The following is a 24,730-nucleotide window of genomic DNA, read 5'->3' on the forward strand; positions in this document are numbered from 1 at the left end:
CCAGTTCGCTCCCTTTTCGTAAGCTGATTCATCTAATCACAGTTGACATCTTTAAAATTTCTTTTTATTTTTACGTGCAGCTTCCGATTTCTTTTTGCGAGCCACACTTGGCTTGTCGTATTGCTTCCGTTTCTTAACTTCGGCGAGGATGCCGTCCTTTGCAGTAGCACGCTTAAAGCGACGTAACGCGCTATCCAAAGATTCGTTCTTACGGATCTTGATCTCGGACATACAGGTTTCCCTCCCTCCACCGAACACTTGCAAGACTAACTCATGTTAGTCACATACATATCACAGTAGATTATATTCCACGATAACAAACACTGTCAACCCAAGCCGTGTTGCAACATCCATTGATAGGTTTTCTGGAGTCCATCACATAGTTCTGTATAAGCAGTGAACCCAAAGAGTTCTTTGGCCAATTGAGGAGACAAGGCACTTTTTCTAATATCCCCTGATCGCTCTACTTCACGCATAATGGGAACTTCTCGCAATGTGATCTGTTCGAAAGCATGAATCAACGAGCCTGTCGTGGTTTCAATTCCCGTACTCACATTGCACAAAATATTGCTATGGTGGTCTGCAGCTAAAAGGTTGGCGCGCACAATATCCCCTACTCCTCATACACATCTTACTATGACGCATGATACGAGCGACACATCTGCTAATTGAGCTTTTTTTGTCGTTCTCTGATAAATATTTCCCACAGCGAACCAAGCGTCTCGACATTTTCTTTTAAAAGTAACTCTAACTGCTTTTGCCATACAAGTGTCGTCATCCATGCATCCCCTAAGGCTGTATGTCGTTCTAAAACGGCTATATCATATAAATGCAATAGCATATCTAACGTTGGATATTTGTGAAATTCATGTAAATGCAATGCCACTTCCCCTGTATCAATCACAGGTACGGTTAACTCCATCCCCCACGTTTTACGCAAACCGGCATTTAAAAAACCCATATCGTGACCTGCATGGTGAGCCACTACGACACGGTCGTCAATGAAAACGACTAGCTGTTGTAACACGTCTACAAGCGATGGTGCATTCTCCACATGTTTCCTTGTGATTCCTGTCAACTCTTGAACCGTGTCTGAGATATCCATGCCTTGCTGCAGTTTTATAAAGGAACAATAATGAGATGCCACTTGATGATCGTCTATTTGCGGAAAAGCGACAGCCGCAACAGAAAGTAACACATCTAGTTGCAATGAGAACCCAGTCGATTCTGTATCAATAACAACATATTGCAAATCTTTTAATTTTTTTTCAAAATAACCTTGTTCACGCATCGCATGAATCATGTTGCGCAGTTCCACTTGCCCCTGAAAAGTTTCGAACTGATCGACTCGGCCGTAATCACTGCTTCCTCCAAATAAATGACGCCATACTCGAATTCGTTCAAACCCCATCTGCGCTCCCCCGTTCGCGGAAACTTTTCACAGTAAGAAGTTGAAGCTTGCGCACAAAGCGTATCGCCATTTTCAAGCGTTCCCATTCTTCAGGCGTTAGTTTTGTCACATTAAGCATATCAGTAATATCTGTTTTACGAAGTAGACACTCGACGTGTATGCGCACCCTCCAATCGAGTACTTGCATAAATACTTGCTTAGCTTCTGCTCCGAACGCCTCCGTCCAAGCATGTTGTTTCACTAGGAGAGTCATACGCTCTAGGGTAGAAGGTTCCTCAATACTCATGCTATGCGCCCACAGACGGACACTATTTACAAGCGGAGTATACAATGTCTCTTTGATCGAAAGAGAGCCTCGCTTCCATAAGGGAACCACCAATTTATCTACTCGGCCCTGATCTGCAATCTTCCACCGCATAAAAGGTGAAGTGGCAATCGCATGTACAGCTTGTTTTCGCATGGTGACAAGAAGTTGCCAGTCCCCGATAATTGGCACTGAGTCCGCAGCTATGAGCAAAAAACGGATATTCTCCCACGTGGGCTCAGCTTGATAATTGATAAGACGAATAGACCATTCTTGCGCCATACCACGCCATCTTGGGTTACTAGCCATCACATTACCAGTACACAGTGCATATCCAATCTCGTACAAATAAGCAGCAATTAACTCTGTCAATTTAGCTACATAGATCTGTGCAAGTGACTCTGAACTGTGCTTTGCCATCACAAAGATTAGTGCGTGATCTTGATCTACTCGCAGCGCCTGTTCACTTCTAGCACCGCTCCCTAGCATCACAAAACAAAAGGCTTCCCATGGAGGCAACAACCCTTCGAACTCTAATTGCTGTTTAGCAAGTAAAAAAGCCTGTTGATGCATGGTATGGTGATGTATAGAAAGGAGACTGTATGTCGTTTCAAGCAAATCGGTTTGCAAGCTTGTGATGATTTGTTTTGGTAACATAGCATGCTGTTCACGCAATGCTGAAAGATTGTAAATGATTTCATCTCCAAAGGTCAGCATCCGTCCATCCCCTGTCCGCTCCTATGACATACGATACACTATAAGTTTAAAATGGGGTGGGAAAAATGAAATTTAATACACTATTAAAAGCAGGAACATTGGCGTTCGATATCATGAACCACCAATCAACACAAGCATTGAGTGGTCTCGTGAAAAATGGGGTTAAACGACGTGCTCCACATCTTGGTTCATCTGCGTTAAAAACTGAAGATAAAGCTGGCGCACAAAAAGAACCTTCATTACTTGACCATTTCCTCGGAGCTTCTGCACCGCATCATCCTACTACACATATGAGCGGACATTCCGCTATGCGAGCCAATTATCCTTTCTCACATCAAGGACATGGCGCAACATCCAATCGATCCATCTATCACGTACCACAACAACCACTTCCAACTGAGCATATTAAAAAAGCACTAAAGTATGTAACACCAGAAAATATGGAAAAAGCCATGCAGTGGCATGGCATCATTAAAAGTTTTATCAGCAAAGAATAGTGAAACAACACAAGAGCGCGGTGAGCTCCCCTCTTTCTATAGAGCTCACCGCTAAGAATGCACGCCTCAATGTATCTCCTCTTCTGTAGAAGTACCTTTGACGGCTGCAAACCATTTTTTCCGAAAAATCACACCTAGAACAAGCAAAATAGCAAATGGCACTGCTGCACCTACAAACCAAATGGCAGCCCCGTGACTAACCCCCATAAATAATGCTCCCATAACTAAATCAAACGGAACAATACCAAGTGCAGTTGTCCATACGAATGGCCAAAGATCTACATCTAGTAATCCTGCAATGTAGTTGAGTGCATGAAATGGAACAAATGGAACAAAACGTAAAGCAAACAAACCAAGCGTGCCTCTTTGTAAAACCCATTCATTAACTTGTTGTTGACGCTTATCAGGAAGTAATCGGCGCACATAAGGCTGTCCAAAAAAACGTGTCAAATACATAGCAAAAACAGCACCAATCACGGCTCCAACCCACGAGTAAAAGAGCCCCCATCCTACACCATAAATAATCATGTTAGCCACAATTAAAAACTCTGATGGGACCGGTAGAATACATAAGATAGCCATCAACAAAATGGCTACTAAAATCCCATACACACCAGCAGACTGAATCACAATAATCGCATGGTGAATAGAGAGTGAATGCCGATAGTGAAAATACAGCCACCCTACTCCAGCCAATAGCAATACGCCAATAAAGACAGGAATCGGTTTTAACTCGAACGGCCGCTCTCGTTCATCAAATCGATCTTTCTTGATTGCGGCCCACCTCCCACGCCAAAATAAGTGGTTGCAAAACATGTAGCCATTGTACAAGAAAGGGCATATCCCTTTTTATAGAAACCACTTCTATTGCCCATTCTTTTTCCTTTTTCCTGTGGGTGTAGGTTCTGCCTCTTCCCGGTACAGGCGTACAGCTCTTGACGTAAACAAAATTCCATCTAAATGATCGATCTCGTGTTGGATGCAACGAGCTCGAAAATCAGTCTCTTCAAATTCAATCACTTCACCTGCTGTATTCCACATCTGCACTCGAATATAGCGATAACGTGGTGTATCACCAAATAATCCAGGAATAGATAGACATCCATCAGGCCCAATTTCTTCATCGCGTCCTTCTAGTATCACCGGATTGATTAAATCAAGACGCCCTTTCCCATCCTCCACATCGACGACTGCAATGCGCTTCAAAATATTCACTTGTGGTGCCGCAAGTCCAATACCGTTCGCAAATTTCATTGTTTCATACATGTTATTTAAAACTCGCAAAACATTTGGCGTCACCTTTTCAACAGGCTTTGCAGGTGTGGTCAGTACACTGTTTGGAAACTTGACTATTTCATAAATCGCCATAATGATCCTCCATACGTTAATTACTTATGAACTTGTGATCAGATCCCATTTTACGAGATTTTCTAAAGCAATGGAAATCGCAACACCTACAAGTAATCCATTTCCAAGAAATGTTCGCCATTCACTGGGCACAGATAGAAATGCTGTACCAGGTATTGACAGTAGTGCGATCCCCACGAGAGTGGGTAGTGCGATGCGATAAATAGATTGTGAAGTAAACACAATGCCATCTAATTTTTGTAAGGCAGATCCAAACAGTTGTAAATAGGCAACCAAAAGAACGGCGTCTCCAACACTGACAGGTAACGTGGAGAAGAACGAACTAAGTGGAGACACCATTCCTAGAATCATAAACATGATAGCACCAAGTGCAAACGGTAAGCGTCCGTATATCTGCGTTGAACGTAAAAAACCAATAGAGGATGTATACGGTGCGTAAGGTACTAAACCAAAGACACCCGAGATGACCGTATGAAACCCGGTTACAAGAAGCGATCTCCTGTACATCTGGTCGGTTGCTCGAATTCCAAATAATGGTTCAATACTTTCTAGCGTTGCCACAGTATTGGTCGAATTGATTAGACCTGTACATATAGCAGTAATAACAATACCCGTATCAAAGTGCATCGGTCCCCACGCAAAGGGGAGAAATAATTGTGTGAATCGAGCTGCAGGAGCAAAGTGTACTGGTTCAATACCCACTTGAAACACTACCCAACCCATTGCGATGCCAATCAAAATCGAAAAATTGCGGATCAACCGACTTCCTTTTACACTAATCCACACGACGACCACAATCAATACAATCGAAAGTGCAGCTACTTTTAAGTTAATCACTGATTGGCTTTCTAATCCCAACATTCCGCGAAAAAATATGGAGATCAGTTCCGTCGCCAATAGCATCAAAAACACAGATGTTGCAACTGGAGTAAACCATGTGCGTAAAACACGTCCAAGCCCAAGTGCACCTAGTAACATAATGAGGACACCTGATAGTATGATCCCAGTCTCAAGACTGCCTCCTGCGACAAGAAGTGGTATTCCTGCCGCCTTAGCACCTATGAGTACGCTAAGTACAACACCCCACCATACTCCAGATTGACCTTCGAGAATCGGAAGTCTGTGTCCAAAGAATAATTGAACCACACATGCAAATCCAGTGTAAAGAAAAGACCGTTGTGTGAAAGCGGCAATTTGCAACGGCCCCATATGTAGTGCGGCACCAACTGAAATCGGTATGACTACAGTATTGGCAAACATAAAAAGTAACCATTGGCTTCCAGCCAACCATGGCCTAACGAATAAAAGAGGTGATACAATTGATTTCATTGATGGATCCTCAGAGACGAGTGAGTATAGATATGCAAGATCACAGCCATGAAAGTGCTACCCCTCTCTATATATGCAAATCATTTCAATGGTAAGGTAACATTATAGTAGCATAATCAGAAGCATCAATAACATAGATTTTTTATCACGCAAATGATTGGGTAGTCTCTCCTAGCGGAGAAACTACCCAATCATTTAGACGTTACACCATTTGTACTCTCATGTCATATCTACACTATGCTAAACAGATGCTTCTGAAGGAGGTGACGCTACTTCTGCGTGTAACTCCGAAGGAATATTGGGTCGTTTTAAACTTCCTAGTATACTTGATGCCACATCCCAAGTCAGTGTTTCAGGATAGGCATTTTCATTATGCAAAGCTACATCTAACCCGATTTTTTCTTCTTCTGCTGTCACTCGTAAGCCCATAACCACATCGACTAGCTTTAATAGGATAAATGTACCGATGGCCGAGAATGCCCATGTGGCTGCAACGCCAATAAGTTGTACAACTGCTTGATGTGGATTGCCGTAAAACAGGCCGTTTCCCCCACCTGAATTCACTGATACTGTTGCAAAGAGCCCTGTTGCAATGGCACCCCATGTTCCGCCTATCCCATGTCCACCAAATGCGTCAAGAGCATCGTCATAACCAAAATGCCCTTTTAACAATGTCGAGGAAAAGTAACAAATGACCCCGCCGAGTGCTCCAATGATAAGAGATCCTTCAATATTTACATATCCACAAGCAGGCGTAATCGCTACAAGTCCTGTAACCGCTCCTGCACTTGCTCCAACGAGCGTTGCATGACCTGTCATCAAGCGTTCCACTAGCATCCAAGCCAGTGCTGCGGCGGCAGTTGCCGTATTGGTAACTAAAAACGCATTGACAGCTAGTTGGTTTGCGCCAACGGCACTTCCTGCATTAAATCCAAACCATCCAAACCACAGTAGCGATACACCAAGTAATACCATTGGCACATTATGCGCTTTTATGGATGAAGATCCATGCTCAGCTCGCTTACCTAAATACATCGCACAAATCAATCCAGAAATTCCGGAGCTAATATGCACGACTGTACCACCCGCAAAATCGAGAATCCCCATATTATGAAGCCACCCACCAACACCCCAGACCCAGTGTGCAAGCGGATCATAGATAAATGTTGCCCACAAGGTGATAAACACGAGGAAGGAAGAAAACTTTACACGTTCTGCTAACCCACCAACAATGAGTGCAGGAGTTATAATAGCGAACATCATCTGAAATGTTCCATATAGTTCATTTGGAATGGTGGGAGCGTAGTTTGGATCAGGTGCCGCTCCTACATGATTGAAAAATGCCCATTGTAAATCGCCAATCACATGAAACACATCTGGACCAAATGCTAAGCTATACCCAAACACAACCCACTGTACAGACACAATTAACATCACTGCAAATACTTGATACAGCGTGGTGATCACATTTTTATTGCGAACCAGTCCTCCGTAAAAAAATGCAAGCCCCGGCGTCATCACAAGGACAAGCGCTGATGAAGCAAGAATCCAGGCGATATCTCCTGAGTTTAATATTGGCATTGGCTTCCCCTCCGTTATATTCAATGACGCCTGGCGTCATGTTTATTTACATGTCATATTACATGGGGTCAAATTATCTGTCAATACAAAATTATCAATGGATACAAAGTTTGCAAATCCCTTATGAAAACAGATCTCCCAACCTGTTGTTTAAGGATTACAAACGTTCGTACAACTCTACATAGTTCGCTGCTGTATGCCGCCATGTACAGTGTGTCTCCGCATGCATTCGTCCAGCCTGCCCCATGCTCTCTCGCACTGCCTGCTCACTCGCTAGTTTTGACAGCTGTTTTGCAAAGGACTTAGGATTTTTATAATCCTTCACTAAAATACCTGTTACATTTGGCACAAGAGACTCCTTGATTCCCCAAGCTCCGCTTGCAATGACAGGTAGACCGCTTGCTTGTGCTTCAAGATTGACTAATCCAAAAGCTTCGGCTTTTTGTGATGGGCACAACAGGATATCACTTGCACGAAATAGTCCGGCTAACTCATTTCGACTTTTATACCCTAAAAACGATACGGGTAGGCCACGCGCAAGACGCCTGAGTTGCTGTATATACCCATCTGTACCTTTAGGGGTACTCCCTACAATCCATAGCGCCACTTTAGCACCATAGCGTTCTCTCGCTAGACTTAGTGCTCGAATGGCCACATCCACACCTTTGCGGGAAATAACGCGTCCAACAAAAAGGGCAACCATCTCTTTTCCCTTGACATGGAGGCTACGTCGCACGCGTTCGCGCTCCCTTGCCTCACTAATCGAATGTAATGGATGAAACAGTTTTGTATCTACTCCTGGATGAATCACACTGATCTGCGATGTTGAGACCGCAAAGCGCTCGTGTAACTCAGATTTAATAAACTCACTATTCACGACAATATGGTCTGCAAAAGTTAAGGCCTCTAGTGCCTTATCAAAGCTTATCCTCTGCGGCTCTAAGAAGGTCAATGAATGCAAACTAAGTACGATGTGCGCCTTTGGTAATGTGGTTTTTACCTTTTGTAGGTATTTGGGGCGATTATCAATCTGAATAATATGTTTCATCCTTACTGATAATTGTCGATCATGCAAAACACAGTCGCGCATAACAACTGGAAGAAAGTGTTCACCGTACGCCCCTGGTAGTCGCGTTTTTTGTTTCTGTCGCTGCTTACTTCGCAAAACCGTTTCTTTTGCATATAGGCTCACGTCGACACCTCGCGCCATGGCACGCCATAGATCATATAGATAGATTTCCACAGAGGTAGATGGACGTGGCGGTAAATAGGCTCCGCCTGGAGCGATAAGGCTCACTATTAGAGATTCCAGTGCACTGACCTCCTCTGTATAACATACCCATAACTACTATACACAGCGCGTTACACCCGAAAGTGAGTGAGGTACATGGTTATTGCCGTTATTGCTACAGAGTATGAACCCACGATCATCGGAGGTCTTGGGATCGTTGCTACACGGCTGTCTGAAGCACTGGCAGCCAGAGGGCATGAAGTCATTGTTTTAACCAGAGGCTCGTCAAGACACATCGAAGAAATAAGAAAACGCCATCTGCGCGTATTTCGTTATCCACGCGAATCACAATACTTTTCAAAGCGTACACAGACATTCTATGCAGACCCTATTCTTAAACATTTAAAAAAAATGAATATTCGCCCAGACCTCATTCATCTTCACAGTGTGCAAGGTGATCAATTAGCAGAAGCCATGGCTCGATATTACGGTATTTCAACCATGTACACCTGCCACTCACTACTCGCACAAGAAACCATTCAATCATCATTTGCACGCCGCATGGAACAGCGGCAGTGCCACATTATAGAACGGTCTGATGCAATCATTTCTCCAAGCCGCTGGCAGGCACTATTACTCACGTCACAATATCCAACAGCAGCAGAAAAAATATTTGTCGTACCAAACGGTACTCGAGTAACACGTAATCCTCGCATTTGGAATGACCGATCCATGCAACACATTCTCTTTGTTGGACGGTTGATTCGATCAAAATGTGCACTTGAAACAATTACGGCCATCTCTACTTTACGAAAAATCGATCGCAACGTTCATCTCGATCTTATCGGGCAAGGCGGCCGTGATTATACAGCTTTATTGCACAAAGAAACTGCACGCCTACACCTTACACCGCATGTTCAATTTCTTGGCTCCTTATCGCACAAAGACGTGTTAAAACGCATGCAACGAACAGGTATTGTTGTGGTACCTAGTCGTAACGAATCATTTGGCCTTGTTGCATTAGAGGCAATGGGGACAGGTACACCACTTGTTGCCACCCGAGCAGGTGGATTATCAGACTTTGTATCAAACGACACAGCAAGTATCATCACAAACGTAACTGCACAAGACATTTCAAAAGCCATACAACACGTTTGGAATCATCCAGATCAAACATTAAAACGGCGTTATCTTGGATACTCCTTAGCAAAACAATACAGTTGGGAGGAAATTGCACGGAGCTATGAGAAAGTAGGCACCGGAAAAGGGGACTTATTTAAGCCACAAATTGAAAGTGAGGGGCACATAGAGTGACTTCTAGCTTATGGATCATCGAAGATAAATGGAAAAACAAACCTCAGGGTCAGGTCTGGCGTGTCATCAACGAACAAGGAGAACAAGGATTTTTCAAGTTTGCCTATCCCTCTCAGTGGTATGACGCAGGTCCTATTGTAGGAAACGAGTGGATCGCGAAGAAACTCGCCGATCTGCTCCATCTCCCATGTGCCAATCTCCAAATTGCAGACATACAAGATGGAGCGGACACGCTGCACGGTATCGTATCACTCCCAAGACACGGCGTGCATATAACAAGTTGGAATCGCGCTCCTACAATTGTACATGCCGATCCCTTTCGCTACGTCAAACACTTTGATCGCTTGTTATCTGTAATCGTATTTGATATTTGGCTCACCAATATTGATCGAGGGTCTGGGAAAAACATCATGATCTATGAACACAAGCAACATTTTCACTGGTATCTCATCGATCATGCCTACTGTGCTTACGGGTGTGATAGAAAATGGAAACCAGGTCCATGGACAAATCCGTACTGGAAAGAAGCTTGGAAGTTTTACCACATCCCCAAAGGATGGCTGCGCTATGTTCAGTTAGAACATTTACTTAGTATGGCAAAACAAATTACAGCCATCCCAGACCACACGATCTCTGAGTTGCTTCATAGCGTTCCCGATCCGCTTTATACGAAAGAACTAAAAAAGCAGATGACTGCTATGCTCACTTCGAGAAAGCGTGATTTACCTGCCTTATTAAGTGAGTGGTTTTTCTACAATGGAATAAAAGAATCTCAATTGTAGTCCATCAGTTAGAGGAGGTCATAGTAGATGGGAGATCCACGCCCTATACCCATTAGCAAATGGACCAAATACTGTATCCTTAAACAGGATGCCAAACTTTCGCCCTATTTACCAGAAACACATCCATATTCACCTGCAACGCTTGCAACCATGTTACAAGCGCATGGGCGTGCGGTCATTAAGTCAGAAATGGGTGAAGGCGGTAACCAGGTTGTATTTGTTCATAAACGACACCGCGGATTTACTTGGCACGATAAGCAAAAACGCTATCGCGTCGCGCATTTTCGTGAGTTGAGCTCACAACTACCTGATTTCACCAAACGCGAGCGATGCATTGTACAGCGCTATGTTCCATTACAGCGAATGCATGGACATGCAACCGATATTCGTATGATTATACAGAAAAACGAACGTGAACTGTTCGAGGTATCTGGTGCGTTTGTTAAAATTGCACCCTCGCATACATTGATTACAAATGTAAAACAAGGTGGTACTATAGATACCCTGAGTCATTATTTGGAGTATTGCTACAGCAATAATCTCAAAAAAGCTTCACGTGTTCGTCGTGAATTATATGTTGTTAGTTTGTCTATTGGAGAAAGTGTACATTCCACCTATAGCAATACAGTATATGGAATTGATTTTGGAATAAGTCCAAGTGGTCATCCTTTTATTTTAGAGATAAATACAAAGCCTAGTCTCAATATTTTACAAGAAGTGGATACAGGAATGTTTAAACGCGCTGTAGAATTACGCACGTATAACCAACTACTGCATACATAAGGAGGTCCAAGTTTGAAAATGCTATAGAAGTTATAAAAAAAAGCCGCAAGAAGCTGTAACGCGGCTATAAAAGGGAGTGATGGCGTGTGGCTGAATACCATACAGAACACGAGCAGCCAGAGCATGTGTTAGGTATTGACCCCAAATACACTCATCGCGCTAATGATCTTCCGTCTGCATTGCGTATGGATAAAACTAAGCAGGTAAATTTTGAAGCCATTCGTTCGCGGCAGTCGGAAGATTTCATAATCAATCCTACACGTCAGAAGAGATAAATATGGACATGAATTAAAGGTTCGCACTGAATTCTATGTGCGAACCTTTTTTTATACTTTGCAAAACTCTCTTATCCATGTACAATAGTCGCAAACCCTATTATGAAGTATTAGGAGCTGATACTAAATGGAGTTGTATGATGTCTCCATCATTGGTACAGGATCTGCTTTACCTGACCAAGTAATTACAAACTCTGATTTAGAAGCATTAGTTGACACGAATGATGAATGGATTTTTTCACGCACTGGTATTCGTGAACGCAGAAAATTAAGCGACGATCAACCCGTATCCGACATTGCAATCCAAGCAGCCAAAAAGGCGATTGAACACGCTGGTATTGATCCACAGGAGATCGACTTAATTATTGCAGCTTCCATCACACCAGACCTTATCTTCCCTCCTTTAGCATGTATGGTTCAACGCGAGATTGGCGCAACCAGAGCGGCCGCATTTGATACAAACGCCGTTTGTGCAGGATTTCTTTTTGCACTTGTGCAAGGCTCACAGTTCTTACAAACGGGCGCTTATAAAACGGCCTTGATCATCGGAGCAGAAGGAATTACGCGATACGTGGATTACACCGATCGCAACTCTTGTATCTTATTTGGAGATGGAGCAGGAGCCGCCATCTTGCGCGCAACTCCAAACGAAGGAGAACGCAAAGGATTGATCGACTTTGACCTTGGCTCCGATGGAACTCGTGTTAATGTTGCTATTTGCCCACGTGTACACGCACCTAAAGAGTGGCTTGACACGCTTACAGATCGCGACGAAGTCACCCCTTATATTTGGCAGGATGGACGAGCAATGTTTAAAGCAGCCATTAATGGTATGTCTGAAAGTGTAAAGCGTATCCTAGCCAGACAAGAAATCTCCGCGCAAGAGATCGATTGGCTCGTTCCACACCAAGCTAATTTGCGTATTATTGAAGCCGTAGGCGAACGCGTCGGCATACCCTCAGATCGTGTAGCGCTATGCCTTGAGGAGTATGGAAATACATCTGCCGCCTCCATGGCCATTGCACTTGATAAATGGATGCGGCTTGGCCTGATTAAGCCTGGAAACCGCATCATGTTTACAGCATTTGCAGGTGGTCTATCGTGGGGATCTGCACTCTTTACGATGTAAGTTATCTCGGTCGCACTTCAAAAATAGCAAATTTCAAGTAATCATTTTCGGCCATCCCCACTAGTTGTGGATGGTCTTTTGCTGCACTGCGATATTCTACTAAGCGCAAGACTTTACGAGCATCTAACGCCGCCTCAACAATCACTTCGCGCCATTCTTCAGGTGCTACGTGCGAAGAGCATGATGCTGTCACAAGAAAGCCACCCTCACGGACAAGCTTTAACCCGCGTAGATTAATTTCCTTATATCCACGCAGTGCACTCTCCACAGCATCACGATTTTTTGCAAACGCCGGAGGATCAAGAATGACCACATCAAATTGTCTGCGATCGCGCTCGTATTCACGTAACAGATCAAACGCATTACCTACAACAAACTCACAACGGTCGCTAAAACCATTGCGGGCTGCATTTTTTTGTGCTTGCTCCATCGCCCGTTCAGATGAATCTACAAGCGTTACTTGTTGTGCTCCATAACGAATGGCATTTAATGCAAATGCTCCCGTGTGTGAGAAACAGTCTAAAACTTGAGCACCAATGCGTGTAGACTGTACGGATGTGGCTTGTATAATGTCCGCTTGTTCTTCACGAAAGCGCTGATCTGGACGAGGCTTCTCTTTTGCTCCGAAGCGAACGACAGGTGCAATCGCTGCCCTGTTTTCACGTTGATCAAAAAAATGACCAGTTTTTTGTCCATCTTTAATATCCACGTGATAATAAATACCATTTTCTTGAATTTCTACTTCAGCAGGGCAATCCCCAAACAAACACTGTTCAATTGGTTCGAGTCCCTCAAGCAATCTAGTCGGGGCATCACTTCGCTCGTAAATAGCTGTCACACCAAGAACATCCTGAAGTACGGGTGCAATCCAATCACGCCGTATGTCCATGGCAAGTGAGGTGATCTGAATAACTGCCACACTGCTGTATTTATCTACGATCAGACCTGGTATGCCATCTGCCTCACCGTAAACGACTCGACAAGCATCCGTATTTGATAAAAAACGCTTGCGATAAGACCATGCCTGCACCACTTTGCGTTTTAACCAGTGACGATCCACTCGTTCAGAAGCATCATACGATATGATTCGCACCGCAATTTGGGATGTTGGATGCCATAATCCAACCGCTAACTCGTGACCTTGGTGATTTTTAACCATAACCATTGCACCAGGTTCTGGTTCGCCACGCACTTCTTCAATTTCATTGCGATAAATCCAAGGATGTCCTGACTCAAGACGGCGTTTACGTTTTTGTTTTAAAATGATTTGTCCCATAATTTTTTCCTCTCTTTTACCCACAGCATGCAAAATGTGCAGCCTGTCCGCATAAACATCATCTATGATCGCGAAATGCGGGGGGCAATATACCATGTCTTATTCGATAATGAAGACTGCAGTGCTCATTGTCATAGGTCTCTGCGTCTTTATCGTCGGCCTGCTCACCATGCGCCACGGTCTAGCGCAGGCGACTTCAAAAAAAATGGAACTTTTGATTGCACGTCTAGTAAAAACGCCTACGAGGGGTCTACTCACGGGTATCATTGCTACACTTTTTACGCAATCTAGCGCCGCTGTCACCATTATATCCATGGGGCTTGTCGCGGCAGATGTTTTACAATTTACAGACACGATTGGAATTATACTTGGTACGAACATCGGAAGCACCTTTACAGTAGGATTACTATCATTAGATGTTGCCAGATTTGGTCCGTACGTGATTTTACTTGGCGTTATTCTTTATTTACTCAGTCAAACCTTACAAAAAAGTCAAGCCACTCGCGACCGTTTGAAATACCTTGCCATTGGTATCATCGGTTTTGGCACACTTTTTGTTGGCTTTCATCTCATGACAGCCGCAGCTACACCACTTGTGTCATTACCTATTTTTGCCCACTGGCTACTACTTGCCAAGATTCATCCAATACTTGGTTTGCTCACAGGAACCCTTATTACTGCGATGATCGGGAGCAGTTCAGCGACTACAGCACTCACCCTGACTCTTGCGAAGACCGGTATGCTATCACTACTTGGCGCAACCGCTATTGTTTTTGGCAATAATATTGGAACTTGTACCACTGCTATTCTTGCAAGTATTGGCGGAACGAAACCAGTACAACGCGTAGCTGCCACACATGTTTTTTTAAATGTCACAGGCGCTACTCTCTTTATGTTATTTCTTCACCCATTTGTAGTAGCCATACAAGAACTATCTGGAGACATCGGTACGCAAGTTGCACTTGCTCATTTTTTGTTTAATGTGATCTCATCTTTACTTGCATTACCTTTTGTGGCGCAAATCGTATGGCTACTAGAAAAATGGATGCCCGATCGGTTAGAATCCAAGTGACAGTGCGGAAATAACCAGCTTTGCACCAGAACTCGTCCCAATCCGTGACGCTCCTGCTACAATCATCTCATCTGCAGTCTGGCGCGTTCTTATGCCACCAGCCGCTTTTACGCCAAGTCGATCTCCAACCGTTTCGCGCATGGTCCGCACAGCCTCTACAGTGGCACCTCCACTCGCAAAACCAGTTGATGTTTTGACAAATTGTGCGCCAGCGCGAATAGCCGCTTGTGCTGCATCTTTGATCTCAGATGGAGATAACAGGCACGTTTCTAAAATAACTTTAACCAACGCACGGTCGCCTGCTACATCGACTACTGCGCGAATGTCAGCTTCGACGCGCGGTAAATCATTTGCTTTCAAATAACCCATAGCAATCACCATATCTAATTCTTCTGCACCCTCTGCAACTGCACGCAAAGCTTCTGCCACTTTAATCTCTGTTTTTGTAGCGCCTAGCGGAAACCCGATAACGGTGCACACCTTAACAGGACTACCACCGAGTATTTCAGCAGCTAATCGCACAAAAAGCGGATTGATGCATACGCTTGCAAACTGATACGTGCGCGCTTCCCGACACAATCGCACGATCTCTTCAGGTGTAGCTGTAGGGGCTAACAGTGTAGAGTCAATCATCGAAGCAAGTAGTGTGCCAGACAGCGCTTCTTGCTCCACCATGTTTAATCCTGCTTCAACCACAGCACGATTATTTTCATAGCCTTTTTCAGTCATTAATCGCCGAGCCTCATCCAGCGAGACAAAACGCGCCTGAACGATTTCTTCTACCTGAGGGATAATTTCCCCGGCAATCGCTTCAACAAGGTAGTAATATGCTGTTTTATTGATGTCCTGTCCCTCATACGCGAAGGAATAACTAACTGTACCAATTGGAGAGATAATACGACCGACTACACCTGTCTCCTCCTCAATCTCTCGAAGAGCTGTCTCCTCCAACAGTTCGTCCTCTTCCACATGGCCTTTGGGTAAAGAAACATGTCCAAAGCGGTCTTCGATGATCAACACTTGTGGTTCCCCGTCTATCAATTGATACACCAATCCACCAGCTACACGAACAAATGTAGTCATCACAATCCCTCCCTAAGGTCTACTATATCGACTCAGATCCATCTAACTAACTATTGCATGCAAGCTCTTCATTTTGTGTGAGTACAGACTGAAGTACACCCATCGAAAACTCCGTTCCAGTATCGGTCACCTGCACATTGCAAATTTCTCCATGTAACGCTTCGCTTCCTGTAAAAGCAATTTTCATATAGTTATCTGCATGGCCGATGAGATACTCCTGACCGTTAATCCACTTTTTTTCTTCCGGGATCACTGGCAGCATTCGCCCGCTAAAATGACTGTGATAGTCGCGTGAAAGTTCTTTTGACAAGGCGATGAGACGTGTTACGCGGTTCTCTTTCACAGCATGATCAATTTGATCCACAAATTTTGCAGCAGGCGTACCAACACGCTTCGAGTAAGGAAAAACATGTAATTCAGAGAATTTTTGCTGACGAATAAAATCCACAGTCGTCTCAAAATAAGCATCTGTCTCACCAGGGAAACCTACGATCACATCACTCGTGATCGCAAGTTCTGGTAACGCATAGCGCACTCGATCTAATTGATATGCGTATTCCTCTATTGTGTAATGTCGATTCATTTTGCGTAAGACTTCGCTATGTCCAGCTTGCAATGGTATATGCAGATGTCTGCACACTTTGTTTGAACGTCCAATCACATCAATAAACTCATCCGTGATTTCACTCGCTTCTATCGAAGAGATGCGAATACGGTGCAAGCCATCAACTTTTTCTAAATCCAATAGCAACTTCGCCAGTGTGTACCCATCTAGATCCTCACCATATCCACCCGTGTGAATCCCTGTGAGTACTATTTCGTAATAACCTGCGTCCACAAGTCTTCTCGCTTGTGCAAGGACGCTATCAGGCTTTCTACTGCGCACAAGACCGCGTGCGTAAGGAATAATGCAAAATGTACAAAAATGGTTACAACCATCCTCAATCTTGAGTGATGCTCGCGTACGTTCTTTGAACATCGGTACATCTAAATCCTCAAATTCTTTTTGTGCGAGTATCGGTGCCACTGCTGAAAATGGTTGCCGTTCTATGGACACTTTCTCAACCATGTCCACCATTTGCGAGCGAAACTGATTGCCAACCACAAGATCTACACCGTCAATCCCCAGAATTTCACCAGGTGCCATCTGTGCATAGCACCCTGTAACGACGACGACTGCATCCGGGTTATTGCGCACCGCACGGCGAATCATTTGTCTTGACTTTCGATCACCCTCATGTGTAACCGTACATGTATTAATCACGTAAACATCAGCTTGCTGTTCAAAATCCACCTGCTCATATCCACGCGCAGAAAATAACTGCCATATGGATTCTGTATCGTAATAATTGACTTTACATCCGAGTGTATGAAACGCTACTGTTTGCGTACGTTCCACTTCACTTCACCTCCATGTGGTCCAATTCATAGAGAACAATTGCGGCAGTAACTACAGCCGCAGTTTCCGTGCGCAATATGCGCGGCCCAAGCGTTAGAACTTGTCCGCCTTTTTGCTCAGTCAACCACGACACCTCACCAACAGAGAAGCCACCTTCTGGTCCAATCACAAAGCCGATGGATACATCCTCTGATAAAAGCTGATCTTCACTTGCATCAACGATAGTTCGCAACACTGTTTTTATCGAAGGCATCTGCCCATCTTGTCGTTCATATGGAATGAGCAGTGCTGTTGGTGGATCTATGTCTAGCGCCTGCACAATAGACGTTGCAAAAAACACATCCGGAATGCGCCTACGTTTTGCTTGCTCTGCAGCTTCTTTAGCGATTTTCCGCCATCGCAAAAGCCTTCCTTCACGTTTATCAGAAGAGATCTTTGCAACGGAATGATCTGCAGCATAAACAATAATTTTCGTGACTCCAACTTCACATGCCTGTCTAATAATCAGATCGATCTTTTCACCCTTAGGTAGTCCTTGATACAAGGTAAGCTGATAGGAAGTGTCACTTGCTGGTAATACTTCTAGCAGTTCAACTACAACCTGATGCTCTGTAATATCAACAATGGATCCGAGATATACTTCGCCCTTGTACCCGATCTGTACTTTCTCACCAAGTGACATCCGCATCACATGTACAATGTGGTGGTAGTCCTCTAAAACAATTGCCACTCTGCCTGCATCTAACGCCACATCATCTGAAAGAAAGTAACGTTGCATCTTTTTTACCCTTTCTTACAGCCAGAAATAACAGCCCAATCATCCAAATACTGTACACTCACATCAACAAACTGTGCTTCTTCCATCGCCTTTACGATCCGTTCAACTTGTGACATGACGATTCCTGAAAACAGAACTACCCCACCCGGAATGATATATTCATCCAGATCAGGAAGCACACGTAGCACAAGATCAGCAAGTAAATTTGCCGTAATGATGCGATAACCCTGTTTAGGTACATTGTGCAACAAATCCGAACAAAATAAGTCAATGCGCTCGTCTACTTCATTTAAACGTGCATTTTCTCGAGCAACACGTACTGCAACCTCATCCACATCTACGGCAATCACTTTTTTTGCGCCAAGTTTTGCTGCTGCGATCGCCAAAATGCCAGTTCCTGTCCCGATATCAAGCACCATCATATCTTTTCTAACAAGCGATTCTAACGCTTGCAAACAAAGCAATGTCGTCTGATGTGTTCCTGTCCCAAAAGCAACACCTGGATCGATCAACAAATACGTATGGCCATCGATAAGTGGTGTCTTTCCCTGTTCCCACGATGGAATGATTGTCATTTGCGATGATACGTTGATCGCGTGGTAATCTGCCTTCCATGTATGAAGATAGGATTCACTTAATACCTCCGTCCACGCGTAAGAAAGAGAACCAACATCAAGGCCTGAGAGGCGCACACATTCTAACCGAGACTCAATACTGTCATCCATTGTTTGAGGAAACGTTTTTGACAGATACTCAAAGTATCCGTGAACCAGAGCGCCTTCCTTCAACTCTGCAAAATCCTTCTCCCATACCCATTCACCAAACTTTGGCTCATGCAATTTGCGCTCCCACTCTGCACGATCTTCAATTTCCACCGCTACCGCTCCAACTTCCTCCAGTGCGACACTGACCGCATCTGCCGCTTCCGATGTGGTAGAAACGGAAATACGCCACAAATCCACTCTAAAAACCCCTTTTCCCTGCATGGACACAATACTTCCGCACAATAGTTAACATTAGGTGTAGTGTAACATACTAGAGGGAGCAAAGCGAAAAGAAAGGTAGTGTAACGAGTGGATGATTACTGAAAAGCTACGTCCTGAGCTACTTGTGTTATTTATAGGATTCAATCCTTCACTTCGATCTTATGAGCGAGGATTCAATTATGCAGGACGTGCTAATCGATTTTATAAAGTACTTTATTTGTCTGGATTAACAGAAAGACTATATGCACCAGAAGAAAGTGATCAGCTGCTTGACGACTATCGCTATGGATTTACAAATATCGTCACACGCCCAACAGCTCGAGCAGATGAAATCACCAAGAACGAGTATCGCGAAGGTGCAAAGATCCTTTATCAAAAAATATCATTGTATAGGCCAAGAATCGCCTGTTTTGTTGGTAAAGGTGTATATCTCTCCTATAAGGGGACATCTAGACAGCAGTCTTGGGGCTTTACAGAGACCCCGACTATACAGAATACGCGAGATTTTGTGGCCCCATCCACCAGTGGATTGGTGCGCATGAGACTCGCTGAACAAGTTGCAATCTATTCACAACTTGCAATCGCCATACAACCATGTAAAGGTGCTACGTAAATGTTCTTCTTGTAAAGTGCAGTGGTACTTCATACAAAGATAGCCGTAGTCACTTTACATGATAAAAGTGACTACGGCTATTCTAAGCATGCAACACGTCTATCTTGCAAAGATCATTATTCTCCGCGCAATGCGCTTTTTACACGATCAAAAAAACTGCGCGACTGTTCATGTGCTTCTTCTCCAAATTCACGTGATAACTCCCTAAACAACTCACGCTGTCGATCAGTCAATCGACTTGGCGTCTGCAAAACGACACGCACTCGTTGATCGCCACGTGCTACGCCATTGCCTAAACGTGGCATCCCCTTGCCACGCAACGTAAAAACTGTACCCGTCTGCGTGCCTTCAGGGATTTTTAGTGTTTCGCGACCATAGAGCGTTGGCACCGTTATCTCGTCGCCAAGTGCAGCTTGAACGATTGTGACAGGAACTTCACAATAAACATCATTTCCATCGCGTTGAAAGAAATCGTGTTTATTGACGCGAATGACAATATACAAGTCTCCGGACGGTGCACCATGATCTCCCGCCTCGCCAGCTCCATTGACGCGCATTCTTGTCCCAGTATCTACACCAGGCGGAATCTTCACTTCAATCTTACGGCGTTTGCGAACAGTACCCGATCCTCGACACTCTGTACAAGGAGTGACAATTTTCTTCCCTGTCCCATGACAAGTTGGACAACTGCGCCGATTGACCATGCGACCAAGCGGCGTATTGGTTACAAATTCTTGTACGCCACTGCCTTGACAGGTTGCACAAGTTTCCACTTTTGTACCAGGTTTTGCACCACTTCCTGAACAAACGGTGCAAGTCTCCGTACGTGGAATTTCAATCTCTTTAGTCAACCCAAAAGCTGCATCTTTAAAATCGATAGCCAGTGTATATTCTAGATCGGCTCCGCGTTGCGGACCTCGTCCACGCCCACCGCCGTTGCCACCAAAGAACATATCAAAAATATCACTAAATCCACCGAAATCCCCTTGGAATCCTGCTCCACCAAACCCGGCTCCTTGTTGCGTCGGATCTTGGTGCCCGAAGCGGTCATACTGCGCTCGCTTATCTGAATCAGACAAAACTTCGTAAGCTTCGCTCACTTCTTTAAACTTGTCGCTTGCACTCGGATCGTCTTTATTGACGTCCGGGTGCAATTTACGAGCAAGTGAACGATACGCTTTTTTAATTTCGTCCTGCGACGCCGACTGACTGACCCCGAGGACCTCATAATAATCTCGTTTACTCACAGTGGCGTCCCTCGTTTCAACCTACTTCTTCTCTTCGTCTACAACATTGTAATCGGCATCAACAACAGGCTCAGCGCCATCTGAAGTTGGATTTGCAGTAGGATCTGCTTGTGCTGCTTGCTCATAGAGCTTAACAGCTAATGCTTGCACAGCACTATTTAACTCATCGTACGCAGACTGAATGGCTGCGGTGTCGGTACCATTTAAAGCCTCTTGCAGTTTTGTTTTAGCACTTTGCGCATGCTCTACTTCCGTAGCATCTGCTTTATCGCCTAAGTCTTTTATGGTTTTATCTGTTTGATACATCAAATTATCCGCTTGGTTGCGTAACTCTGTTTCTTCCCGACGCAAACGATCAGCTTCTGCATTTAATTCTGCTTCTTTGACCATGCGCTCAACTTCGTCTTTATCGAGGCCACCAGACGAGGTAATCGTAATGCGTTGACTCTTACCTGTCCCTAAATCTTTTGCTGACACGTTCACAATACCATTTGCATCCAAGTCAAAAGCCACTTCGATTTGTGGAATACCGCGTGGTGCAGGCGGCAAGTCTGTGAGTGTAAAGCGTCCCAACGTCTTGTTGTCGCGCGCAAACTCACGTTCCCCTTGCAACACATGAATTTCAACAGATGTTTGATTGTCAGCAGCCGTAGAGAATACTTGCTTCTTGGAAGTTGGGATGGTCGTATTACGCTCAATTAAACGAGTCATCACACCACCTAGTGTTTCAATACCAAGTGAAAGAGGAGTGACATCAAGAAGTACAACACCTGTTACATCTCCTGTCAATACACCCGCTTGAATAGCAGCGCCAAGTGCTACGACTTCATCAGGATTTACGCCCTTTGAAGGATCTTTGCCTGTAAGTTGACGAATCGCTTCCACGACAGCCGGAATTCTAGTAGATCCACCGACAAGAATGACTTTGTCTAAATCATTGACTGACATTCCTGCATCAGAAAGTGCTTGCCTTGTAGGGCTAAGTGTTGCTTCCACCAAATCACGCGTCAATTCATCAAACTTAGCACGTGTTAACGTCAATTCTAAATGCTTAGGTCCAGAAGCGTCTGCCGAGATAAATGGCAACGAGATACTTGTAGATACAACACCTGATAACTCTTTTTTCGCTTTCTCCGCTGCATCTTTCAAACGCTGTAATGCCATGCGATCTTTGCTTAGATCAATGCCTTGTTCTTTTTTAAATTCACTCACTAGATACTGTATGATCTTTTCATCAAAATCATCGCCACCAAGATGGTTATTGCCACTTGTCGACTTCACTTCAAATACCCCGTCGCCAAGTTCCAAAATCGATACGTCAAATGTACCGCCACCTAGGTCAAACACGAGAATTGTATGATCACCTTGTTTATCTAAACCATAAGCAAGTGCCGCTGCGGTAGGCTCATTGACAATACGTAAAACTTCAAGACCAGCAATTTTACCTGCGTCCTTCGTCGCTTGACGCTGACTATCATTAAAATATGCTGGCACGGTAATAACAGCTTGCGTAACCGTCTCGCCTAAGTATGCTTCTGCATCTGATTTTAATTTTTGAAGAATCATTGCAGAAATTTCAGGTGGTGTATATTGCTTATCATCCACTGCAACCTTATAATTGGTCCCCATCTGCCGTTTGATCGAGATCACTGTGCGATCAGGATTGGTAACTGCTTGACGTTTTGCTACATCCCCTACCAACCGCTCGCCATTTTTAGCAAAACCTACGATCGAAGGAGTTGTGCGATTACCTTCTGCATTTGGAATGACAACAGCCTCCCCGCCTTCCATTACAGCTACGCAGGAGTTTGTCGTTCCTAAGTCAATACCAATTACTTTTGCCATATGATTATATCTCCCTTCATACCTATTGATCTATTCGCTGACTTTAACCATAGCCGCGCGTAAAACTTTATCCTTCAAGAAATATCCTGGTCGCAATACCTCCAGAATTACACCTGGATCGCGATCCTCAACATGCTCTGAGACAACCGCTTCATGCAAGTTTGGATCAAACGAGTGACCAAGGACATCCATTGTTCGCAGACCTGCGCTATCTAACACAGATTGCAATTGCTTAAATACCATGTCAACACCTTTTGCCAATCCATCACTTCCACTAGATGTTTCAGCTGACTTCAAAGCAAGCGCGAAGTTGTCTAACACAGGCAACAAATCAGTCACCAACTTTGCGCTAGCATAGAGAGAGAGTTCTTCTTTCTCTTGCCTTGTTCGCCGTTTAAAATTATCAAAATCTGCATGTGCTCGAAGCAATTTGTTTTGCAGATCTAAAATCTCCATCTGTTTGCTATCTTCATGAGTAGATTCATCAACAATTTCAGCAGATTCTGCGTGTTCTTCTACGACTTCTGACTCTTCACTGTGCGTCGTCCACTCTTGCTCATCTGTCAAGTTCTATCCCTCCATAAAACGTACAACGCTCAACTTACATAAAACTTTGTAAAGAGCTCTGTCATATCTTTGGAAATCTGATCTAACAGCGGTATGACGCGAGCATAGTCCATACGGACTGGACCGAGAATTCCAACAACGCCAATAGCCGTTATGCCTACATGGTACGTTGCCGTCACAAGAGAACAATCGCGCAGGGTTAATAACTCATTTTCTCCACCAATGCGCACTTGCAGTCTTTCTCCAGTAGCATCATCGCCACGCAGTACATCCATCACATTTTGATGATGTTCAAGCCATGTCAACACGCTCTTCGCCTTTTGAACGTTTTGAAACTCTGGTTGGAGAAGCATATTGGTCGTGCCTCCAACGTAGAGTTTCCCTTCAGAATCCTCGCCCATCCACGCCAACACTTGATCTAACACACGTATGGCTTCTTCAAAGTCATTCATGTGGCGAGCAAGTTCAAGCGTAATTTCTTCCAGCGCTTTTGATCGAATGCGATAGAGCGGAATTCCAACGAGTTTTTTATCAAGGATTTTAAACATCTGCTCAAAATCTTTGATTAAAAGACCGTCAGGTACGGTTACCGTTTTATTGTGAACTTGTCCGTTAGATGTAACCACTAACGCAACTGCCGTTCGATCGCTAATCGGAACCAATTGCAAACTCTTCAATGTTGTATCATACACCTGTGGGCCAAGCACAACCGCAGTATATTGCGTAAGGTTTGATAAAAACGACGCTGTTTGTTGAGCTACTCGTTCCATCTCGCCAATGCGTTCTGCAAATAAGGACTTGACTCGCCCAATTTCTTGTGCAGACAGATCGCTGCCCTGTGACAACAAATGGTCTACATAAAAGCGATATCCCAGTTGCGAGGGAATCCGTCCAGCTGAAGCATGCGGTTGTTCTAAGTATCCCATTTCCTCTAAATCGGCCATCACATTGCGGATGGTGGCTGCGCTAAGTCCCAAGTCTGCTTGTTTCGAAATGGTGCGCGACCCAACAGGTTCTGCTGAAAGTACATAGTTGTCCACGATTAAGCGCAAAACCATCAATTGACGCTCCGTCAACACATGTATTCCCCCTATGGGTAAGAAATAACCACCTTGTTAGCACTCAGAAGTCGTGAGTGCTAAC

26 protein-coding genes and 1 pseudogene are annotated in these 24,730 nt (G+C 44.3%); 8 read left to right on the plus strand and 19 right to left on the minus strand.

The features are described 5' to 3' along the window. Positions 1-51: 51 nt before the first annotated feature. The 4 genes from rpsU to MM817_RS00615 all read right to left on the minus strand — a co-directional run bounded on the left by rpsU (position 52) and on the right by MM817_RS00615 (position 2,432). Complete coding sequence (rpsU, locus tag MM817_RS00600) at positions 52-231, minus strand: 30S ribosomal protein S21 (RefSeq protein WP_241711501.1); 180 nt, start codon at positions 229-231, stop codon at positions 52-54. Positions 232-326: 95 nt separating this feature from the next. Next, positions 327-605 (minus strand): Rossmann-fold NAD(P)-binding domain-containing protein, encoded by a 279-nt coding sequence (locus MM817_RS00605; RefSeq protein WP_241711502.1) that lies wholly within the window; start codon positions 603-605, stop codon positions 327-329. A 59-nt stretch (positions 606-664) separates the two neighbouring features. Next, positions 665-1,411, minus strand: coding sequence for a 3'-5' exonuclease (locus tag MM817_RS00610; RefSeq protein WP_241711503.1), 747 nt, complete (start codon positions 1,409-1,411; stop codon positions 665-667). Next, the gene (locus tag MM817_RS00615; protein ID WP_241711504.1) at positions 1,401-2,432 is read right to left on the minus strand and encodes a DUF294 nucleotidyltransferase-like domain-containing protein; all 1,032 of its coding nucleotides are present in this window, start codon (positions 2,430-2,432) and stop codon (positions 1,401-1,403) included. The genes MM817_RS00610 and MM817_RS00615 overlap by 11 nt, the downstream gene beginning before the upstream one ends. Before the next feature lie 65 nt (positions 2,433-2,497). Between MM817_RS00615 and MM817_RS00620 the strand changes: the two genes are divergently transcribed. Beyond that, the gene (locus MM817_RS00620; RefSeq protein WP_241711505.1) at positions 2,498-2,929 is read left to right on the plus strand and encodes a hypothetical protein; all 432 of its coding nucleotides are present in this window, start codon (positions 2,498-2,500) and stop codon (positions 2,927-2,929) included. A 66-nt stretch (positions 2,930-2,995) separates the two neighbouring features. Here MM817_RS00620 and MM817_RS00625 read toward each other — a convergent pair whose 3' ends face one another. From MM817_RS00625 to MM817_RS00645, 5 genes are all read right to left on the minus strand, one after another. Further along, positions 2,996-3,760: a TVP38/TMEM64 family protein gene (locus tag MM817_RS00625; RefSeq protein ID WP_241711506.1), complete on the minus strand. Its 765-nt coding sequence runs from the start codon at positions 3,758-3,760 to the stop codon at positions 2,996-2,998. A 33-nt stretch (positions 3,761-3,793) separates the two neighbouring features. Next, positions 3,794-4,297, minus strand: coding sequence for a peptide deformylase (gene def / locus MM817_RS00630; RefSeq protein WP_241711507.1), 504 nt, complete (start codon positions 4,295-4,297; stop codon positions 3,794-3,796). Positions 4,298-4,321: 24 nt separating this feature from the next. Continuing rightward, the gene (locus MM817_RS00635) at positions 4,322-5,626 is read right to left on the minus strand and encodes a uracil/xanthine transporter (protein WP_241711508.1); all 1,305 of its coding nucleotides are present in this window, start codon (positions 5,624-5,626) and stop codon (positions 4,322-4,324) included. A gap of 240 nt (positions 5,627-5,866) precedes the next feature. Beyond that, positions 5,867-7,207: an ammonium transporter gene (locus MM817_RS00640; RefSeq protein ID WP_241711509.1), complete on the minus strand. Its 1,341-nt coding sequence runs from the start codon at positions 7,205-7,207 to the stop codon at positions 5,867-5,869. Between the two features lie 157 nt (positions 7,208-7,364). After that, positions 7,365-8,504: a glycosyltransferase family 4 protein gene (locus MM817_RS00645; RefSeq protein WP_241711510.1), complete on the minus strand. Its 1,140-nt coding sequence runs from the start codon at positions 8,502-8,504 to the stop codon at positions 7,365-7,367. Between the two features lie 90 nt (positions 8,505-8,594). Here MM817_RS00645 and MM817_RS00650 point away from each other — a divergent pair, with 90 nt between their 5' ends. The 5 genes from MM817_RS00650 to MM817_RS00670 all read left to right on the plus strand — a co-directional run bounded on the left by MM817_RS00650 (position 8,595) and on the right by MM817_RS00670 (position 12,721). Then, complete coding sequence (locus tag MM817_RS00650; protein ID WP_241711511.1) at positions 8,595-9,752, plus strand: glycosyltransferase family 4 protein; 1,158 nt, start codon at positions 8,595-8,597, stop codon at positions 9,750-9,752. After that, positions 9,749-10,534: a HipA family kinase gene (locus MM817_RS00655; protein WP_241711512.1), complete on the plus strand. Its 786-nt coding sequence runs from the start codon at positions 9,749-9,751 to the stop codon at positions 10,532-10,534. Before MM817_RS00650 ends, MM817_RS00655 begins: the two co-directional genes overlap by 4 nt. A gap of 27 nt (positions 10,535-10,561) precedes the next feature. Then, positions 10,562-11,317: a YheC/YheD family protein gene (locus MM817_RS00660; protein ID WP_241711513.1), complete on the plus strand. Its 756-nt coding sequence runs from the start codon at positions 10,562-10,564 to the stop codon at positions 11,315-11,317. 86 nt (positions 11,318-11,403) lie between these two features. After that, positions 11,404-11,592 (plus strand): hypothetical protein, encoded by a 189-nt coding sequence (locus MM817_RS00665; protein WP_241711514.1) that lies wholly within the window; start codon positions 11,404-11,406, stop codon positions 11,590-11,592. Between the two features lie 127 nt (positions 11,593-11,719). Further along, positions 11,720-12,721, plus strand: a complete 1,002-nt coding sequence (locus MM817_RS00670; protein ID WP_241711515.1) for a beta-ketoacyl-ACP synthase III — start codon at positions 11,720-11,722, stop codon at positions 12,719-12,721. Between the two features lies 1 nt (position 12,722). Here the strand turns inward: MM817_RS00670 and MM817_RS00675 are convergent, their stop codons facing one another. Then, a complete protein-coding gene (locus MM817_RS00675) occupies positions 12,723-13,997 on the minus strand; it encodes a class I SAM-dependent rRNA methyltransferase (protein WP_241711516.1) in 1,275 nt (424 codons plus the stop codon). Positions 13,998-14,091: 94 nt separating this feature from the next. On the opposite strand from MM817_RS00675, the gene MM817_RS00680 reads away from it, so the two are divergent. Next, positions 14,092-15,069 (plus strand): Na/Pi cotransporter family protein, encoded by a 978-nt coding sequence (locus MM817_RS00680; RefSeq protein WP_241711517.1) that lies wholly within the window; start codon positions 14,092-14,094, stop codon positions 15,067-15,069. Here the strand turns inward: MM817_RS00680 and deoC are convergent. The 5 genes and pseudogenes from deoC to prmA all read right to left on the minus strand — a co-directional run bounded on the left by deoC (position 15,055) and on the right by prmA (position 19,291). Further along, positions 15,055-15,744, minus strand: a complete 690-nt coding sequence (gene deoC, locus MM817_RS00685; RefSeq protein ID WP_241712253.1) for a deoxyribose-phosphate aldolase — start codon at positions 15,742-15,744, stop codon at positions 15,055-15,057. The two genes, MM817_RS00680 and deoC, sit on opposite strands and share 15 nt — an antisense overlap. Before the next feature lie 48 nt (positions 15,745-15,792). Beyond that, positions 15,793-16,152: pseudogene (locus tag MM817_RS00690) on the minus strand (NUDIX hydrolase); the annotation flags it as partial. A gap of 46 nt (positions 16,153-16,198) precedes the next feature. Then, on the minus strand, positions 16,199-17,551 hold the full coding sequence (gene mtaB / locus MM817_RS00695) for a tRNA (N(6)-L-threonylcarbamoyladenosine(37)-C(2))-methylthiotransferase MtaB (protein WP_241711518.1): 1,353 nt from the start codon (positions 17,549-17,551) through the stop codon (positions 16,199-16,201). Position 17,552: 1 nt separating this feature from the next. After that, positions 17,553-18,329 (minus strand): RsmE family RNA methyltransferase, encoded by a 777-nt coding sequence (locus tag MM817_RS00700; protein ID WP_241711519.1) that lies wholly within the window; start codon positions 18,327-18,329, stop codon positions 17,553-17,555. 5 nt (positions 18,330-18,334) lie between these two features. After that, entirely contained in the window at positions 18,335-19,291 is a 957-nt protein-coding gene (gene prmA / locus MM817_RS00705; RefSeq protein WP_241711520.1) for a 50S ribosomal protein L11 methyltransferase, read from the minus strand. A gap of 115 nt (positions 19,292-19,406) precedes the next feature. On the opposite strand from prmA, the gene MM817_RS00710 reads away from it, so the two are divergent. Further along, a complete protein-coding gene (locus tag MM817_RS00710; protein WP_241711521.1) occupies positions 19,407-19,928 on the plus strand; it encodes a mismatch-specific DNA-glycosylase in 522 nt (173 codons plus the stop codon). A gap of 116 nt (positions 19,929-20,044) precedes the next feature. On the opposite strand, the gene dnaJ is transcribed toward MM817_RS00710, so the two are convergent. The 4 genes from dnaJ to hrcA are packed head-to-tail and all read right to left on the minus strand — an operon-like array spanning position 20,045 to position 24,666. Further along, positions 20,045-21,175 (minus strand): molecular chaperone DnaJ, encoded by a 1,131-nt coding sequence (dnaJ, locus tag MM817_RS00715; RefSeq protein ID WP_241711522.1) that lies wholly within the window; start codon positions 21,173-21,175, stop codon positions 20,045-20,047. A gap of 21 nt (positions 21,176-21,196) precedes the next feature. Continuing rightward, the gene (dnaK, locus tag MM817_RS00720) at positions 21,197-23,020 is read right to left on the minus strand and encodes a molecular chaperone DnaK (RefSeq protein WP_241711523.1); all 1,824 of its coding nucleotides are present in this window, start codon (positions 23,018-23,020) and stop codon (positions 21,197-21,199) included. Positions 23,021-23,050: 30 nt separating this feature from the next. Further along, a complete protein-coding gene (grpE, locus tag MM817_RS00725; RefSeq protein ID WP_241711524.1) occupies positions 23,051-23,587 on the minus strand; it encodes a nucleotide exchange factor GrpE in 537 nt (178 codons plus the stop codon). A 29-nt stretch (positions 23,588-23,616) separates the two neighbouring features. Further along, positions 23,617-24,666: a heat-inducible transcriptional repressor HrcA gene (hrcA, locus tag MM817_RS00730; RefSeq protein WP_241711525.1), complete on the minus strand. Its 1,050-nt coding sequence runs from the start codon at positions 24,664-24,666 to the stop codon at positions 23,617-23,619. Between the last annotated feature and the right edge of the window lie 64 nt (positions 24,667-24,730).

Source organism: Sulfoacidibacillus ferrooxidans, from assembly GCF_022606465.1.
Classification (GTDB): domain Bacteria; phylum Bacillota; class Bacilli; order Alicyclobacillales; family SLC66; genus Sulfoacidibacillus; species Sulfoacidibacillus ferrooxidans.